Below are 18,844 nucleotides of genomic sequence, written 5' to 3'. Positions count from 1 at the left end.
TTCTTTTTGTTATTGCTTTAGTTCCTGCTGCAAAAGGTCTCTGATCGACATAAAATTCTCTTCCAACCGGAGCATGTTCTCAATGTAGAAATTGTAAATATCGGGCCATTGGTTTTGGCGGTGAAAATCAACTCCGTCTAGCTGGGTGTAAATCCGGCAAACTTGTTTGTTGCTGTCTTCACGCTCGTGAAAGAACTCCCAGGTTAAGCCATTCTCAAAGCCATCCTCCATCACTACTTTGTAGCGCTCCAGAAATTCGAAGGCTCGTAAGCGAAGGTCTTCATTACGGTTTCCCAGCTCCAGTATAACTTGTGCGTTCTGGCGGTTTACATCAAAGCGAAAAGCCACGTCTTTAATTTTTGTGCGGTGCAAAATCCACTTTCTTTTTTTGAACATTAAATCAGGGTGAATTTCACAACGTTGTCCAAATTTTTCCCAAAAGCTGACCCGTAACTGCTTAATCTCTTCTTTAGAATACATGCGGCAAAGTTATTGGTTTAAATGATTATTTTTGAGTTTGAAATACGCAACTTATGAGAAGACTCCTGATTTTTATTGCAGTACTTTTAAGCTATCACAATCTAAAGGCTCAAGTCCAGGTTCAGGCCGATTACAATGCTTTGGGCGATTGTTTGTTTTCGGCCTACAATAACGCGGCGGTACCGGTTTACCTGCAAATAAATTTTGCCGATTTGGAAAACACCTATTTTAGTGAGCCGCTGCCATATGTTAAAAGACTTGCACCGGGTTTTAATAACTTGTTTACCTTGCCGCGCGACCCGGATGCCGATGTTCCCCGGTTTAATTACGACATAAAAATGTTTCGTTCTGACCCAATGGCCCGGGTTGATCTTGACTTTCCCTATTTAATTCCGTTTGCACCAGGTAGTAAAGTAACGGTTTTTGATGTGAAGGAAATCAGTGGTTTCTGGGGGAAGGACGGTCTTGATTCCTGGTCGGCAACAGGTTTTTGGGCAAAGCCGGGAGACGCAGTATATGCGGCAAGAACCGGGATTGTGGTAGAAGTCGTGGGAGCAGAAAGAAAAGGCGATCCAAAGTCGTGGTACCATATCTGGAATAACTCGATTACCCTGTTACAGCCCGATGGAACATTGATCTGCTACCGGAATGTTTGGGCCTCTTCTGAAAAGCTGAAAGCAGGTGAGACAATATACGCCGGCGAGAAAATAGGAAAGGTGACAGAAGGTGCCGACCATATAAAGGTGCTGATATTTCACGATTCGTTGAATTCGAAGAACCTGCTTTTTGTCATTCCGCAATTTGTAACAGATGAGAACGGAAAGGGGATTCTAAATTCGAGTACGACCTATATTGTTACTCATCTCCGTGAAATTCGCGCCCTTGAAATGAGTAAGAAAGAGCAACGTCGCATTCTTGGGAAATAGATTTAAAATCAAATAGGTTAAATATGGCGGCATCAAAACGTATACTTTCGATCGACGTAATGCGTGGGATCACGCTTTTTCTCATGCTATTTGTAAACGATTTGTATGTCGACGGTGTGCCCGAATGGCTTACGCACCGCCCGGCTGATTTCGATGGCATGGGGCTGGCCGACTGGGTTTTCCCCGGTTTCCTGTTTATGGTTGGAATGGCGGTTCCCTTTGCCGTTCAGAACAGGCTTAAAAAAGGAGATTCGATTGGCAGAATACTGGTACATGTTTTTACCCGGACATTCAGCTTGTTATTGATTGGTGTTTTAATGCTAAACAGCGGGCGTTTAAATCCAGACTTAACAGGAATGCACAAATATTTGTGGGCTATTTTAATGTATGTCTGTGTATTTATTATCTGGAACCGCTATCCTGAAGGCAATTCGTCAAAAGCCCTTGCCTTAAAGATACCGGCCGCTCTTTGCCTGATGGTGCTTCTTGTGTTATTTAGGTCAGGCACTGAGGAGGAGCCAGGCTGGTTAGTTACTGGCTGGTGGGGAATATTGGGGTTGATAGGTTGGGGGTACCTGGTAACTTCGTTGACCTATCTTTTTGCCCGCGATAACTTGTTTGTTACAACAATGACTTGGTTCCTGTTTCTCGTGTTGAATATTTTTTCACAGTTGGGTTATCTTGAATTTATGGACCCCGTAAAAACACTGTTCGGGATTGTTCTGGATGGCAATGTTCCTCTGATTGTGATCTCCGGATTGATCATCAGCCTTCTTTTGCGAAAACTAAAAGAGTCTCCCAGTCGGTTCATTCTAATCAGTACCATTCTGGGTTTATTTTCCATCTTGCTGGGCTTTGTCCTGCGAAACTGGTTTATCATTTCCAAAATAAAAGGCACTCCCAGCTGGGGAATACTTTGCATTGGAATCAGTATTTTGGTATTTGTATTATTATATGTAATAATCGATAAGTACCATAAAAGCAAATGGACCTTCCTGTTTCAGCAGGCAGGAACTAATTCTCTGACCACTTATTTGGTGCCAAGCGTAATTTATTATATTATTTGGTATGCGAATATTCCTCTTTTTGTATATAAACAGTCTTTTTCTCCTTTACTGGCAATAACTGGTTCCATTGTATGGTCATTATTAATGCTTGTTTTAACTATGAAACTGGCAGGAATAAAGGTTCAGCTCAAATTGTAATAAATGTTTATTTTGATCTATTTTAACCTTTTTTACAGAAAGTTTTAACTTGTGTTAATAAGCTTTTAATCAATTGATCCTATGGTCAGTTCGTTTTTATGATAAAGATCAATTAATGTTTCCTTCAAAAAATATAATTTAGAATCAGCTTATTAGAGAGGAAATGTGATTTTATTGCCAAAAGTCAGTAAACATTACTATTCTATAAAGCAATTGGCTTTAAGTATTTAAAAAAACAAGATAGAGCTAATAATTTGTGAAAATATGTTAACTCTTTCGTTTTTTTTCTATTTTAGTCAGCTTATTGAGTGAGTGAGTTATTAATATTTAAATTTTATTCTATGAAAAAAATTGCGCTAATGCTGTTTAGCATTGCCTTTTGGGGCATGCTTGTAGCTGAGGCTCAGGTTAAAACTGTTACCGGAACTGTTACAAGTTCGGAAGATGGTATAGGTATTCCTGGTGTTTCAGTAAGTGTAAAAGGAACAACAATTGGTACCATTACAAGCATGGATGGGACCTACAGTTTGGATGTGCCTAACGACGCTAAATTATTAGTTTTTTCTTTTGTGGGCATGAAAACACAGGAAGTTACCATAGGTAATCAGACTTCTGTGGATGTGAGTTTGAGTCCTGAAACAATTGGTGTCGACGAAGTGATTGTAACAGCTTACGGTATAACGAGCCGGGAGGCTAAAACCGGTGCGGTAGGTACGGTAAGCGGAGGACAGATTGCAGAAGCTCCGGTTGTTTCGGTTGACAAGGCCTTAAACGGAAAAATTGCCGGGGTGTCAGTTACTTCCAATTCAGGTCAGCCTGGAGCCCATTCCGATATTCGTATCCGCGGAACATCATCGATTAATGCAGGGAACAACCCTTTATGGGTAGTTGACGGTATTCCGGTTGTTACTGGAAATACCAATGACTTTTTGAATACCGGAAATGCCTTGGCTTCACTGAACCCTAATGATATTGAAAGTATAACCGTGCTAAAAGACGCTGCTGCCGCCTCTATTTATGGAAGCCGCGCTGCCAATGGCGTAGTATTAATTACTACCAAAAGTGGCAAAGACGGAAAAACAAGTTTTTCAGCGCGTGCAAAATATGGTACTTCGTGGCTGGCAAACGATAATGACTTTGGTATAATGAATGCCCAACAGCTTCTTCAATACCAGAGAGATGCGGTTATCAATGCAGGTGGGAACCCGGACGATCCAATGGGTACTTACTATCGTCCGAAAGAATTGCAGAGTCGTCCGCTTACCAACTGGATGGATCACTTAACACGTTATGGGACGATTCAGGAGTATGAAATTAACGCGACAGGTAGCAATGCTAAAGGTAAATATTATACCTCGCTGAATTACAACAATACAGACGGTGTATTTTACGGTGTAGGGTTGGACAAAATAACCGGGCGTCTCAATGCCGATTATAAGCTCACCAACACACTCGAAAGTGGAGGCCGTGTAAACCTGACTTATCAGGAAGGAATGGATGTGCCTATGCAAAGCCTCTACTATTCTAACCCTGTATTTGCCGGTATGATGATTTTGCCATGGACACCTGCATATACAGAAGACGGCAAACACAATGTAGATATTACCGAAAACAGCCGTACCAATCCGAGGGCAACCGCTCAATACGACGATCAGTGGGGTAAGTCTTACCAGTTGATGGGAAACATGTATTTACAGTGGAAGCCTGTTAAACAGGTAACTCTTAGAACCACCAACGCCATCGAAACAGTTCATGGTGAAGGACGTCGTTACTGGTCGCCTGAGACCAATGAAGGGGAGGCAACGCTACAAACAACCATGAATAAATATCAGCGACTGACTACTTCAAATACAGCAGAGTATAAAGATGTGCTACTGGATGAACACAGTGTGCGTGTGCTATTGGGACAGGAAGCCATGAAACACTCGGGTGCTTATCAATTTATTTATGCCCCGGGAGTAAATCCGGATATTCCTTATGCGCAGACAGGAACACCCGGAGGTATTGAGGCAGAACAAGGGGACGAGACTCGTACCTTGCTTTCATTTTTCGGAATGGTGGACTATAATTATGCAGATAAGTACTTTTTGCAGACATCTGTTCGTATGGATGGAAGTTCGCTTTTTGGCAGCAATACCCAGTGGGGTACTTTCTATTCTGTGGGCTTATCATGGAATATTCACAACGAGGACTTTATGGAAGGCTTTTCATTTATCGACCTGTTGAAGCTGCGTGGAAGCTATGGGCTTAGTGGAAATAACAATATAGCTGCGTACAGGGCTTTTGGCGTGTATGCAAGCTCTGCCTACAACGGAACAACCGGTATGCGTCCGTCGCGCCCGGAAAACCCCAACTTGTCGTGGGAAAAGAACGGGTCATGGAACGTCGGTCTTGATTTTACTCTCTTCAAAAACCTGGACGGTAATATAGACGTTTATAAACGTAAAACGACCGACATGCTTTTAGACAAAAATGTGCCACAAACCACAGGTTTTTCTTCCAACTTCCTGAATATCGGTTCGCTTGAAAACAAGGGGATTGAACTTCAGTTGGATTATGAAATACTGAATACCCGCGATCTGGTATGGAGCGTAGGTGGAAACATTTCTTTCAATAAAACCAAAATTCTGGAACTGGGAGATAATGAAGAAATTGCTTATTCTGAAGACGGTCGTTTGCGCCATATAGTTGGTAATTCTCTTTTTACTTTCCGCTTGTTCGATTATGCCGGAGTTGACCCAACCAACGGAGAAGCATTGTGGCGCGATGCGGCCGGAAACATCTCCAATGATTACAGTAAAGCTGCTTACAATTACGATTACTCACCTGAGCCGAAGTATACCGGAGGTTTCAATACCAACCTTTCCTATAAGGGACTGAGTCTGGGAGCATTTTTTGAATTTAAAGGCGGTAACCATGTGTTGCTGATAGAAAAACGCTACTTGTCTTCAGACGGTGGGCAAATGAATAATAATCAGTTAAAGGAAGCGCTTAATTATTGGAAACAACCTGGAGATACAGGAGTGAACCCAAAACCTATTGCAGGGAATGCTACCAATAGTAATAGCTTTAGTTCTACCCGCTTTCTGCAAAAAGGAGATTTCCTGCGTGTGAAAGACATTACCCTGTCATACTCTTTCCCAACGAAATTAGTAGAAAAGGCAAAAATTGGCGGACTGAAGTTCTATGTAAGCGCGCAGAACATATTCACTTTCCACGACGTAGACTGGTGGGATCCTGAACGCGGTATTGACGGTATCGGATATGGTATTTATCCTATGACAAAAGCAGTGACGGCTGGAATTGATCTGTCGTTTTGATAAAAATCAGTTTAACATTTGAAAAACAATGAAAATGAAAAAGATAATTATATTAAGTTTTGTAGCGGCAACTTTGTTGTTTACAAGCTGTGCAGACTTTCTTTCTGAGGAACCTGCAATGTCGCAGAGTACGGAACTTACGATTGCTGCCTATAACGGGTTGAATGATGCTACTTTTGGTGCGTACTCTCCATTGGTTTCTGTAAATTGGTATGGTGCATCGTTTGTACTCGACGCAGAAATGCGTAGCGGTAATGGTTTCCGTGACGTAGACCTTAATTCCGGGCGTTACACCGTATCTTACAACCTGAATTATACTTCTACCAGTACTCCTGCGTTATGGGGAACCGCTTATTACGTAATTTCAGCAGCAAATAATGTATTGGCAAACCTGGAAGATAAAGTTGGAGTAGATGGTGTAACCGAGCAGGATGTCAACAACCTTAAGGCAGAATGTCAGTTCCTGCGTGCTTTGGCTCACTTCGATCTGGTACGTACATATGGCAAACAATACACCATTGATAAAACAGCTCTTGGGGTACCTTACCTATATGTAACTGACCCTGCAGGAAAACCGGAGCGCGACAATGTGGAGACAGTATACAACAACATCGTGAAAGACCTAACAGAGGCCGAAACTCTTATTGCTGCAGATTATTCTCGCGAAGGAGTGGCTAACGCCAAATCGGTGGTAAGCAAGCCTGCTATCCAAGCTCTGCTTTCACGCGTATATCTGTACATGGGTGAATGGCAGAAAGCAGCGAATTATGCTACAGCTGTAATTGACAATGACGAGTTTTCGATGTGGAAAGCCGATGAATATGCGGCAGCTTTTAAAGAAGATGTCCGCGAAGGAGGCGAAGTTATTTTTGAAATATATGGTCTGAAAAACAATGAATATGATGGATATTGGGATGCCATTACCTGGGAAACCAATCCTGATGGTTATGCAGACTGTGCTGCCAGTAACGACCTGATGTCGCTCTATGCAGAAGATGATGTGAGAGGTGAGATGTTTATCAATAACCCTGATAAAGCGCCAAACACTTATTGGACGACCAAGTATGCCGGAAAAGACAAAGGAACGCCTGATGTGAGCAACACCATTGTGCTCCGCCTGAGCGAAATGTACCTGAACCGAGCCGAAGCATTATCACGAGGAGCTTCAATAGCTGGAGCTACGGCAATGGGCGATATAAATACCATTCGTGAAAACCGTGGCGCTACTTTGTACGACAATCCTTCGCAAGTGGATGTAATGTTTGAACGCCGTCTTGAGCTGGCATGGGAAGGACATTTTTGGTATGACCTGGCCCGTACAGGCGGTAGCATTACCCGTACGCATTATAGCGGCTCGTCGATTAACCAAAATGTGCCGGCAGATAGTAAATTCTGGGCGCTACCAATCAACAAACGCGAGTTGGATGTGAACGAAAATTTAGTTCAAAATCCAGGATACGATAATTGATAGATTAATGCGTAAAATTGAATAAAGATGAAAAAAATAACAATCTATATTAGCTTTTTAGCGGGCATCGTTCTTTTCTTCAGCTCGTGCGAACTAAACGATTTTCCTAAATTCGACGACGCCGATGCGTTTGTTGCATTCAGTTCCGAGACCATGATGGTAACAGAAGATGCAGGTACATTGGAAATTCCAGTGCGACTGACCTCATTGTCGGGATTATCTTCTTCGGTTGCCTTTGATTTTATTGATAGCACAGCCGTAAAAGGCCGCGATTATAACCTGAAGGGCGGTGCTTCTGTACTAAATTTCGAAGGAAATGAAGCGGTAAAAAATATCGAAATTGATATTGTTAACCACAGCGGGGTATTTACCGGCGACATGAAATTTGGTGTCCGTATTACTAGTCCTGGTAATGTAAATGCCGGTAGTGTCGACACAATGTGGGTAACGATTGCTGATATTGACCATCCACTTGCTTTTATTCTGGGTGAATTTAGTGCCTCAGCTACAAGTTATTTTAACGGGAAAGAAGAGTGGACAGTTACTTTTGCCAAAGACATTTCGGATGTGAATAAAGTTTGGATAACCAATCTGGTTAATGGTGGCTCAAGTGCGTCAACACCTGTTTACGGTATGGTTAATGAGGAAAAGACAGAAGTTAAAATACCTGTTGGTCAGGTTATTAGAGCTAGTACATCTTACGATATTTTACTAAAAGGGTTCTATGGACCTGATGGTGAAACAGGAATTGAGGATGGCGGATCAATAACAGGTTTAATTGATCCTGATGGAACTATACGTATTCAAGATGAATTTGGAAGTCAGGCATTCACTGCTGGTACCACATCTTCTGTTGGTTGGTATAATATCTACCAGGCCGACGGTGTATTTGTTAAGAAATAAATTGGAAACTGTAATTTAATTTCAAAGAAATGAAAAAATATTTTGCATATATAATAGCTTGCGTAGCGCTAGTTGCCGTCGGTTGTACCGATTTTGGGGAAGAAACACAGTTGACTCTTCCCGGGGCCCCGGCAATTGAGATTACCGGTATTACTCCGGGAGATCTAGGCGATGATGTCACTTTTACGGTTAAACCGGCAGGGACTGCAGGTTATTACTCGTGGGTGCTTGTAAAGTCGGAAGAGGTTGACTCAACAATACTCGATGCTCCCGACCGTGTATTGAAACAACAGATAAGTGGAGTGGAAACCGGTATTCGGAATTATGCTGAACAGCCTGATGCCACTGTTAACGTAAGTGGACTTACACCGTTTACCGTGTATCAGCTTTATGCTGTGGCATCGAGTGTTGACGGTGTGAACGGCGAAGTAAAAAATATTCAGTTCCGGACACTGGACGATGGCAGCAAACCTACCCCACAAGCAGTAGAAATTGCCGACACCACGGTTACACTTACTTTCCACGAACCGCTGAACCTTGGAACCGGGAAAGTATTTGTTTCCTACTTTGCAAAAAATACTGTTTCGGGTGACAAACCGCTGGTAGTTGAGCCAGGCTTTGAGCAGTTCAATGCGCAGGATATTGAAATCCCGACAGAAGGATTATCTGTAAGCGGTAGCAAATTACTAATCGAACTTCCCAATGCACCTGCAGGCGCTTATGCCAGTATTACATACGAAGACGGCGCTGTACTTGACCTGGAAGGTAACGGAAGTAGTGCATATGCTGCCAAAGCTGATACACTGATTAACGGTGCCCCTTCCAGGGGAATAACTGTACGTGTGGCTGTGAAAGCATGGGACTTGCACAGCGAGTTTGAAGAAAGCAATCCTGACACCGTGGCTACTTTTGCCGAATGGGATGACTTAATCATTCCTGCTTTGGCTGACGAAGGAATTACTGTAGCGAAAAAAATAGCTAGCACAATCTCAACTGTAATGTACAGGCAACCAGGGAAAGTGATCACACTGGATGTTACAACGTGGGGAGTGATGGACGGCGTTCCTGTATTCCTGTTACCCGAAGAACCTGCCCGTGGCGCAACCGTTGACCTCTCTGTACCGGAAGGCGCATTCGAAGATGTTTACGGAAATACCAACACAGCTTTGGTTGTTGAAGGAAATTATCTGTACAGTTATGGCTATACTCTGGATGATATTCTGGGAACTTATCAACTTAATGGAATTAGGACTAACGGGGTAGCGGTAACTGAGACTGATATTACTATTGTGGCAGACGAGGAAAGCAGTGATGAAAATGCCGTGCTCATCAAAGGCCTTGGAATGAATCTTTTCGGAATAGCGGAAGCAACAGTAAAAGCTACTTTCGACCCTGTAGGCGGAACATTAACTGTTCCCGACTGGCAAATACTGGCAGTTGACTGGACACATCCAACGGCTGGTACAGCAGATATTTTGTTCTCGACATACGGCTCGCCTGCAATTGTTTTTGCAGTACCTACGCCGGGAACAATAACGTCGGCCAGCGATGTTTGGGGATATTATTTTGCCAAAGGTGAAACGTATATTGGGGCACTGAGGTGGTACGATCCATCTTCCACTTTTGTCCGTACAGCTACGAAGTCGGCATCAATCATGGGGCAGGCTCACGCTATGCCAGATACAGACCTGCCTTTGCTGAAGGAAGATAGAAATTTCCGCAAGTAATAGTAAGATCTTTTTATAACTCTATAAAAAGGGCGTTCCTTCCCGGACGCCCTTTTTTTAATTCTCTCAATTTTGATTTTTATGATTTCATGATAACCATGAAAATATTTAGCATATTTGATTGATATTTAAATTCTAAAAAAAATAAAGACCATGAAACAAAAAGTCCTTTTTTGCATCATTGTCCTGTTCAGTGCCATTACAAGTAAGGCGCAAAACGTCACAACGATGTGGCCTTATATCTATCCCGATTTTCAGGAAGGTACCGTTTACTTCAAAGATCAGCAATCGCTGAAAGCACCACTTAACGTACACCTGGTTAAAAGTACGTTGCATTACCTGGAAAATGAAAAAATTAAGGAAGCTACCTCGGGCGATATTGAGTCGGTAAGTATTGGAAGAGATCAATACTATGTATATAATAATCAATTGATGCATGTACTGAATGGCGACAATACAGGCTTTCTTGCAGAATTAGTCGAAGCTGATTTTAGTGCCCTGAAGGAAAACAGCGGCGCTTACGGATCATCTTCAAGCGTGCAGGCAACCCGTAAACTATCGTCTATGGAAATTGGCGGCGTAAGTATCGTCAATCATATGGAGTTAAGGGAGAAAAAAGATGCCGGTTCTCTTCTCCCGCTAACGCGAAAATATTTTATTGTTGTTGCAGGGAAGGAATATCCCGCTACGCGTAAGGGTATTGAATCGCAACTGGCAAAAGACCAACAGGAAGCGTTTAATCGATTTGTGAAACAGAATAAAATAAAGTGGAAACAACCCGAGTCACTGGTGTTGTTACTGGATTTCTTAAAAAATAAATAAAATCGAATGAAACACCATTATCTACTGCTGATTGCATTTTTATTTTTTGCCTGTACAAACGATGTTTTGTTGCAAAATGAAGAGGATATGGTCAAATTGGCCGCTCAGCCCGAACAGCAGGTAGAACAAACATACGAGCAGGGGCAGGTCCGCATTCTGTTATCGGAAGGGCTTTCTGACAAAGTGGAAATAGCGGTTCGCAGCGGAAAAAGACAAACTGCGGCTTTAGCCGCCGAAGATGTTGTTGCGAAAACTAAAATACGATCCATGAAACGCACCTTTCCGGAAGCAGGGCGCTTTGAAGCGCGTACCCGAAAGGCAGGACTGCACTTATGGTACGATGTGGAGTTTGACACACAGGTCCCGCTCAACGAAGCCCGGCAAAATTTGTCCGGTATTCAGGGGGTAAGGAAGGTCGAATACCGCCCGGTTGCAACTTGGTTTCGGGATAACAGCGTGACAGAAGTGACAAAAGAAGTGGCAAGCAATGTAACAAAATCGGCTGCTGCCGCACTGCCTTTCAACGATCCGCGGCTGTCCGAACAATGGCACTATCAAAACGATGATGGCAATGCCGATATCAACCTTTTTGACGCTTGGAACTATACTACCGGTACCCCCGACGTAGTGGTGGCAATTGTCGACGGAGGGATTGACTACGAACACGAAGATTTAGCTGCCAATATGTGGATTAATGAGGCCGAGAAAAACGGAACTTCGGGACTCGACGATGACGGAAATGGTTTTAAAGATGATATTTACGGCTATAATTTTGTTTCCGACATTGGGAAATTGGTTCCGCATGATCATGGAACTCATGTAGCAGGAACCGTTGCTGGGGTAAATAACAACGGTAAAGGAGTTTGTGGTATTGCCGGAGGGAATGGGCAAAGTACCTCCGGAGTGCGGCTCATGTCGTGTCAGATTTTTGTGGACGCCAGCGACCCTTATGCTGGCAATGGTGGAAACAATGGGGCCAAGGCTATTAAATATGCAGCTGACAATGGTGCAGTAATTTGTCAAAACAGCTGGGGGTACGAAACGCTTACCGAAATTCCAGGGTCCGACAAAGCTGCGGTTGACTATTTTATTGAATACGCTGGAATTGATGAGAACGGGCAACAAACTGGCCCGATGCGCGGTGGAATTGTAATATTTGCAGCAGGCAATGAAGACAGGGCAGCGGCAGCGCCTGCCACTTACGAAAAAGTAGTAGCAGTTTCAGCCATTGGAAGAGACTATCGCAAAGCAAGTTTTTCAAATTACGGTGACTGGGTTGACCTTGCAGCACCGGGCACCAGCGTTCTTAGCACTGCTGTAGGCGGATACCGTTCCATGCAAGGCACTTCCATGGCCTGCCCGCATGTATCGGGAGTTGCGGCTTTGGTACTATCGCAGTTTAAACGTAGTGGTTACAATGCCGACATGTTACGTGCAAGACTTGAGAACAGCGCTATAAATATCGATAACTACAATTCAAGCTACCGGGGAAAACTCGGAAAATTGGTAAATGCAACGGCAGCGCTTGCCAGTGGCAGTTCCACACCACCATCGGGAGTGGGGACAGTTACCGGCAATGTGCGCTCCAACATCGTTACTCTGCGCTGGACAGTCCCCTCTGATCCTGACGACGGGAAAGCATCGGGCTTTAACGTGTATTATAGCCAAACAGCACTAACAGGCCTCAATGTAAATAACCCAACCGGAGATGTGATGATCCGCAGTTTTTCAACCGGCAACCTGAAAGCCGGAGATACCTATGAAGCTGAAATAAATGGGCTGGATTTTAATACCCAGTATTATTTTAGAGTTAATGCCTTCGATTTTTCAGGTAACTTTTCGCCGCTGTCAACACAGGTAACACAAACTACCCTGTCTAACAATCCACCTCTTATTGTTGTCCAAGACAGCGTCAATGTCACAATGAAAAAACACGAAACAGTTGTGTTGCGTTTCTCGGGTAGTGACCCCGACGGACACGAAATAACCTGGACTCTGCAGCCTGCCATCGATGGCGTTGACTTGGTCGATTTGGGCAACGGAAATGCACAAGTTACCATTGCCGGCAAAGAAAATGACCCGGGAATACATAGCATGGTGCTTACCCTGGAAGACAAATATGCTATGTCTGTCTCCGAGACAATCAATTATGAGGTTTTTGAAAATCACGATCCTGAAATTGTAAGTTCGATTGAAGATCTATATTTTGGTGCAACTGGCCAGCAAAAATCGTTTACTATCGCCAATTATTTCACCGATCAGGATAACGAACTTTTACGCTATACCTTTACCAATACCGCGCCCAATGTGGTCAACGTAAACGAAAACAATGGAACCTTATATGCTGTGTCCATGGCTTACGGTTTGTCGCACGTTACAATCACTGCAACTGACGCTATGGGAAAATCAGTCTCACAGCAGTTTAGTATTCTGGTACGAGACGACAATCAGGAAGTTGACATTTATCCTAACCCTGTAAAAGATTTCGTATGGTTGCGCACAGGCAAAGATCAACGTTCGTTGGTTACAATTTTTAGCAATTCAGGTGCAAAAGTATTCGAAGCGGAAATGGATATCTCACCCTTTGAAGCGGCCAAAATTGATATGACAGCATTTAGTGGTGGTGTATATAATGTGCATATAAAATACGACGAAAAAGAAATAAAGAAACAGATAATCAAGTTATGAGAAAACGATTTTTTATAAGCATTCTGTTCTTAACAATTATTGTTAAACTATCGTCGGGACAGGCGGTTCCGTTTTTAAACTATATGTCGGATACTAGGACAGCGGCCATGGGTAATGCGGGGTATGTTTTGCAGTCGGCTTTTGCTGCTCAGCGCAACACTGCCGCCGTATTTCAGGATACGCTACGCCCGACCGAAATAGCAGTGTCATACTTGTTGTGGCAACCTCAGGATGCAAACAACAAACTTGTAAATATTGGCGGCTACACAAGGTTCAAAAACTTTAGTATTGCAGCAGGCGCTCATTTCAATAACATGCCGGCTGTCGAAAAAACCAGTGATAACGGAAATATAACCGGGATCTTCACTCCTTCAGAATACGCGCTGGAACTAGGCCTTGGTTATAAGATTAGTGCCAAAGTTGCAGCTGGTGCTACTGTGCGTTATTTCGGGTCCGACCTGGGCGGCACGAAAAAAGCATCGGCTGTTGCTGCCGATGTCTCGCTTCTATACAGTAAAGAAAGTTTGAGCGTAGGTTTGGGATTTTCTAATCTGGGCACAAAAACAGATTACGGCAATTCAAAATACAGCTTGCCGACTCGAACCAATACAGGTGCTGCCTACAGTTATTCTATTACAAAAAAACACTCGCTGACAGGTGTTATGGACGCAGCTTACCAATTATCGCCTGATAATACCGGGTTTGCAGGAGGCATTGGGGCCGAATATGCCTACGATAACCTGCTTTGCCTGCGTACAGGCTATCATTTTGAAGATGAAAAGATAGGCGCTTCATATGGCACTGCTGGCTGCGGTGTTCATTTCTCCGGAATCTCCATCGATTTTGCATACATCATAGCTCCAAGTGACAATGTAATGAACCAAACTATGCTCGTTTCTTTGAAATGGGCCAGATAGATTTTTTACCTGTAATTATTCTTTATGAATTAAACAGGTTTCTAAAAGTTGTGAAATTGTCAATTTCTTAAAAATTTAGAAATGAAAAGTGTAACTAACCTTTTTTTGCTAACAGTGCTTTGCCTGTTTGCAAACAGCCTTTATTCTCAGGAGTTTAAAACATACAGGCTGGATAATGGCTTAACCGTTTATCTTTGGCCCGACACCAATCAACCGGATATTACTGGTGTGGTGGCAGTACGTGCGGGCTCTATCGACGAACCCGCTGAATATACAGGTCTGGCCCATTACCTGGAGCATGTCCTGTTTAAAGGGACTCATAAAATAGGTTCGCTGGACTGGGAAAAAGAGAAAACGCATTACGACCGCATTATTCACTTGTACGACGAATATGCCGAGGCTTCAGATCCACTTATTCGTACTGAGTTAGAGACAAAAATAAACGAAGAGTCGCTGTTGGCAGCTCAATATGCCAATACCAGTGAATTTTCCAATCTGGTGGAAGGTATGGGAGGAGAAGGCTTAAATGCCGGAACTTCTTACGATATGACTATTTATTACAACAACCTTCCATCATATCAGTTAGAAAAATGGCTCGATTTGTATTCCGAACGCATGATGAATCCTGTTTTTCGTTCATTTCAGGCTGAGTTGGAAAACGTATTTGAGGAATTCAACATGTATCAGGACAATAATAATACGCACATCAACCAGTTTTTATTTTCCTATTTATACGAAGGACACCCTTATGCACGCGATATTATAGGTTCATCGGAACATTTGAAAAATCCGCGGCTGAGTAAGCTTATTGAGTTTTACAACACTTGGTATGTACCATCGAATATGGCATTGATATTAGTAGGTAATTTTGATGCAGAAAGTGCTAAGCCTTTAATTGAATCGAAGTTTGGCCGGTTGGAAGCAAAAAGCACGCCTGAACGTCCATCTTATCTCGAAGCCGACTTTTCTGGAAATCCGGCTTATAAAGCAAAACTGGGCTATTCCCCTTCTGTAATATGGGGGTATAAAGGTGTTCCGGTAGGGCATCAGGATGAGTTTCTTCTCGATTTCTGCTCGAGCCTGCTATCCAATTCAATGAATACCGGGTTGCTCGACAAAGTAGCGCTCGACGGCGATGTCCAATATGCAGGTGCAACTGTCGATTCGCGACGTGATCAGGGACGTTTCCTTGTTCAGGCAGTTCCATACTACGATGCAAACCAACGCAGATACGACTCTGATAAAGCGACCGAGAAAATAGTAATGGAACAAGTGGATAAGCTGAAGAATGGTGATATTGAAGACTGGCTGATTGAATCAGTGAAAAGCAGTGAGCTAAGAAATTATGAAATGATGCTGGAGAGCCCCACTAGTAAAGTCTCAATGTTGAGGATGATGTTTGTTTACAATCTTCCGAAGGACTATTTCACCCGAATGCCTGAAAGAATAAAGGCCATAACCAAAAAAGACGTCCAACGAATTGCAAAACAATATATCAATGCAGGTCACCTTACTGTGTCTATAGAGGCAGGCTCTCCTAAAAAAAACAAGTTGAAAAAGCCAAATATCAAACCGATTGATCAGCCTAAAGGAAAAACATCTGCGTATGCAGAATACCTGAAAGCAATTCCCGTGAAGCCGGTACCGGAGGTTTATAATAACTTTTCAGATGTAGAAACAGTGAACTTGTACAACAAAGTAAAGCTCCATTGTTCGTCAAACCCCATGAATGATTATTTTTCCGTTACATTGAAATATGGCATAGGGACAAAGAAAATGCCCAAGCTCAAATATGCTACGGATTTGATGAACTCAGCCGGTATTATGCCCGATATGGATGCGCAGTCCGTACGCCGAAAATTCAGTGAGCTGAACGCTACCTGCAGATACAGGGTTACTGACAATTATTTCTACATCGATTTACTGGGCTTGGAGTCTAACTTAGAGGAAATTTGCCGATTAATGACCCGGCAGACACTAATGCCTAAACTTGATGAAAAGCAACTAAATCGTGTGGTCGGGAATGAAATGTCAAACCGCCTGATGTTTGAAGAGAAAAGCGCGGATATACTTGGCAACGCTTTATTGACGTACGCTTTATATAATAAAGAATCAGACTATATCGATCGTTTGACACTGGAAGAAGTGTATTATCTTACGATAAGTGAGCTTACCGGCGAGATAATCCGTGCTACAGATTACGAACTAGATATCCACTACGTTGGAAAAAGACCGATAACAGAAGTGACAGAGATATTAAAAGCAAACCTGCCGCTGAAAGAAGGTGTTAAAGCAAGTGAATCTCCCATTGTTGACGACCGCGTTAAGTACGATAAGCAGACAATTTATTTTCTTCCCAATTCTGATGTTCAGCAAGCAAAAATCTATTTCTATGTAGAAGGTTTTGATTACAGTATTTCCGACGAAGTGGAGATAGACGCATTTAATCAATATTTCAGTGGAGGATTTAATGGATTGGTAATGAATGAGATTCGCGAAAATAACTCAATGGCTTATACGGCAGTTGGTTACGTTTCTACACCTCCTGTTCAGAATAAAAACACCTACTTCCTCGGATATGTAGGTACGCAGCCCGACAAAGTTGCCGATGCAGTTGACCTTTATATGGCGTTGCTGAAAGATATGCCTTTACATCCGGAGCGTATTGACAACATCAAAACTTACCTGAAGCAGAGTGTCCTGACGACAAAGCCTACTTTCCGGGCAAAAAGTCAGCATTTTGCCGACTGGGAAAAGCTTGGTTACACCGATGATCCTGCAAAGATAAACATGGATAAAATAAACAACCTAACTTTTGAGCAAATTCAAAATTTGTATGAACAAAAGATCAAAGGAAAACCCATAGTTATTGTTATAACAGGTGATCCAAAACTGATCGACATGAAGCAAATTGAACAAAACCATGGAAAAATAACGCGGTTAAATTCAAAGAAGTTATTCAGCGAGATTTGATGGATCGATTAGCTTATTAAGTAATTAAAAAAGAAGAGCTCAGTTATGGGGCTCTTCTTTTGTTTCCGATCTACTCTTTGTCCTTGTACTGAAATACATTAAAGGGAATTGATTCTCCGGTGATTTTTAAAACCAATACGCCGTGCGAAGGAACTTCTTTTGAAATGCTTGTATGAAAGGAACGTTCAAAAATTTCTTTCGACCATAAATCCTTCGCGATGTAACCTTTTTCCGGGTTTATACCGACTGTTTCCAACTCGAAGCTTATGGTTTGTTTTTCGGCCGATCTGTTGAGCAAAGCAATGGCAACCTGTCCGCTGGTAGTTGAAACGAGTGGTTTTCCCCACACCTCCAGATCACCGTAATCTATTATTCGGCGTGCCTGATAAACAAATTTGCTCTGGTTTAAATTAATAATTTCCTTGTTGGTAATGATCTCTTTTGTTTGCTCCGACAAGCGGGTTAAATCGTTGCCCAAAAGCAAGGGCGAATGCATCATGCACCACATCGTAAAATGTGTTTTATCTTCTTCGTACGACATCCCTCTTCCTACCTGTAATATGTCCATATCGTTATAGCGGCCATAGGAGCAATACTGCCAGAGGTCGGCATTCTGATCGATAATATGAAGAACAGAGCCAAAGCTGTTGGCAATATCTCCTGAAATTCTCCACGAATCGGCAACTTGTGTAACCCATTTACCAGGAAATTTCCAACGGCAGACATTAAAATTAACCGAAGGCTTTATTGCTCGGGCCAATTGTCCGATTTCAGAGTAGCGGGTTTCTTCGTCAAGGCCCAGCCACTCTCCGCCACACCAATCCACTTTCAGAAAATCGAAATTCCAGTCTTTTAAAAAAGTAGTTAAGTCTTGTACTTCATAACCATATAATCCCATGCCAACACCAATGGTGTCATTGTCCCAATAGGAGGCACAGGTGTTGATGCCGGCATCTGTATAAATTCCGGCTTTCAAGCCTTTCGAATGAATATATTCGGCAATGTGTTTCATCCCTTTTGGGAATTTCTCCTGATGCGATATTATTTGTCCGCAAGAATCTCTTCCTCCCCAAAAACCATCATCAATGTTTATATAATTGTAGCCATACTGTGTTAAGTTTAGCTCGCTCATCGCGTCGGCCTGCGATTTAATAATATTCTCGTCAATATCAACCCGGTAATTGTTCCAGCTGGCCCAACCCATTAGTGGTGGTTTTAATTCTGCTTGTTCTTCTGCTGAATTTTCAGGACTTTGGGTATTGCACGATAAGAGCAAGAGGCTAAAAATAATGGAAGCGAATTGAAGCTTTGTCATGGTTGTATGTTAATTAGAATCAGTTTGTATGCTTTAAAGTATTGACTACAGACTCTTTTAAACAGGTATTTTCTTTTGTTCAGGACAAAGCTACTAAAAA

General features: G+C 42.7%; 12 protein-coding genes. 10 read left to right on the top strand and 2 right to left on the bottom strand.

Translation table 11 applies throughout. From position 1 onward, the window contains the following. Window positions 1–9: 9 nt before the first annotated feature. A complete protein-coding gene (locus tag INQ51_RS21285; protein WP_233380005.1) occupies window positions 10–480 on the bottom strand; it encodes a DUF4268 domain-containing protein in 471 nt (156 codons plus the stop codon). Between the two features lie 53 nt (window positions 481–533). On the opposite strand from INQ51_RS21285, the gene INQ51_RS21280 reads away from it, so the two are divergent. The 10 genes from INQ51_RS21280 to INQ51_RS21235 all read left to right on the top strand — a co-directional run bounded on the left by INQ51_RS21280 (window position 534) and on the right by INQ51_RS21235 (window position 17,429). Continuing rightward, the gene (locus INQ51_RS21280) at window positions 534–1,406 is read left to right on the top strand and encodes a M23 family metallopeptidase (protein ID WP_233380004.1); all 873 of its coding nucleotides are present in this window, start codon (window positions 534–536) and stop codon (window positions 1,404–1,406) included. Between the two features lie 23 nt (window positions 1,407–1,429). Then, window positions 1,430–2,611, top strand: coding sequence for a DUF5009 domain-containing protein (locus tag INQ51_RS21275; RefSeq protein WP_233380003.1), 1,182 nt, complete (start codon window positions 1,430–1,432; stop codon window positions 2,609–2,611). A gap of 341 nt (window positions 2,612–2,952) precedes the next feature. Next, complete coding sequence (locus INQ51_RS21270; RefSeq protein WP_233380002.1) at window positions 2,953–5,931, top strand: SusC/RagA family TonB-linked outer membrane protein; 2,979 nt, start codon at window positions 2,953–2,955, stop codon at window positions 5,929–5,931. Window positions 5,932–5,965: 34 nt separating this feature from the next. After that, window positions 5,966–7,399: a RagB/SusD family nutrient uptake outer membrane protein gene (locus INQ51_RS21265; protein ID WP_233380001.1), complete on the top strand. Its 1,434-nt coding sequence runs from the start codon at window positions 5,966–5,968 to the stop codon at window positions 7,397–7,399. Window positions 7,400–7,426: 27 nt separating this feature from the next. Then, the gene (locus tag INQ51_RS21260; RefSeq protein ID WP_233380000.1) at window positions 7,427–8,302 is read left to right on the top strand and encodes a Calx-beta domain-containing protein; all 876 of its coding nucleotides are present in this window, start codon (window positions 7,427–7,429) and stop codon (window positions 8,300–8,302) included. A 29-nt stretch (window positions 8,303–8,331) separates the two neighbouring features. Then, the gene (locus INQ51_RS21255) at window positions 8,332–10,029 is read left to right on the top strand and encodes a hypothetical protein (RefSeq protein ID WP_233379999.1); all 1,698 of its coding nucleotides are present in this window, start codon (window positions 8,332–8,334) and stop codon (window positions 10,027–10,029) included. Window positions 10,030–10,182: 153 nt separating this feature from the next. Next, window positions 10,183–10,851 (top strand): hypothetical protein, encoded by a 669-nt coding sequence (locus INQ51_RS21250; protein ID WP_233379998.1) that lies wholly within the window; start codon window positions 10,183–10,185, stop codon window positions 10,849–10,851. A gap of 6 nt (window positions 10,852–10,857) precedes the next feature. Beyond that, complete coding sequence (locus INQ51_RS21245) at window positions 10,858–13,539, top strand: S8 family serine peptidase (RefSeq protein WP_233379997.1); 2,682 nt, start codon at window positions 10,858–10,860, stop codon at window positions 13,537–13,539. Next, the gene (locus INQ51_RS21240; protein WP_233379996.1) at window positions 13,536–14,456 is read left to right on the top strand and encodes a PorV/PorQ family protein; all 921 of its coding nucleotides are present in this window, start codon (window positions 13,536–13,538) and stop codon (window positions 14,454–14,456) included. Before INQ51_RS21245 ends, INQ51_RS21240 begins: the two co-directional genes overlap by 4 nt. An 81-nt stretch (window positions 14,457–14,537) precedes the next feature. Next, a complete protein-coding gene (locus INQ51_RS21235) occupies window positions 14,538–17,429 on the top strand; it encodes a M16 family metallopeptidase (RefSeq protein WP_233379995.1) in 2,892 nt (963 codons plus the stop codon). A gap of 70 nt (window positions 17,430–17,499) precedes the next feature. Here INQ51_RS21235 and INQ51_RS21230 read toward each other — a convergent pair whose 3' ends face one another. Further along, the gene (locus INQ51_RS21230; protein WP_233379994.1) at window positions 17,500–18,744 is read right to left on the bottom strand and encodes a glycoside hydrolase family 27 protein; all 1,245 of its coding nucleotides are present in this window, start codon (window positions 18,742–18,744) and stop codon (window positions 17,500–17,502) included. Between the last annotated feature and the right edge of the window lie 100 nt (window positions 18,745–18,844).

The organism is Maribellus sp. CM-23, from assembly GCF_021354595.1.
Lineage (GTDB): Bacteria > Bacteroidota > Bacteroidia > Bacteroidales > Prolixibacteraceae > Draconibacterium.
Note: the sequence above shows the minus strand (reverse complement) of the source record. Positions and strands in the feature narration are given on the sequence as shown.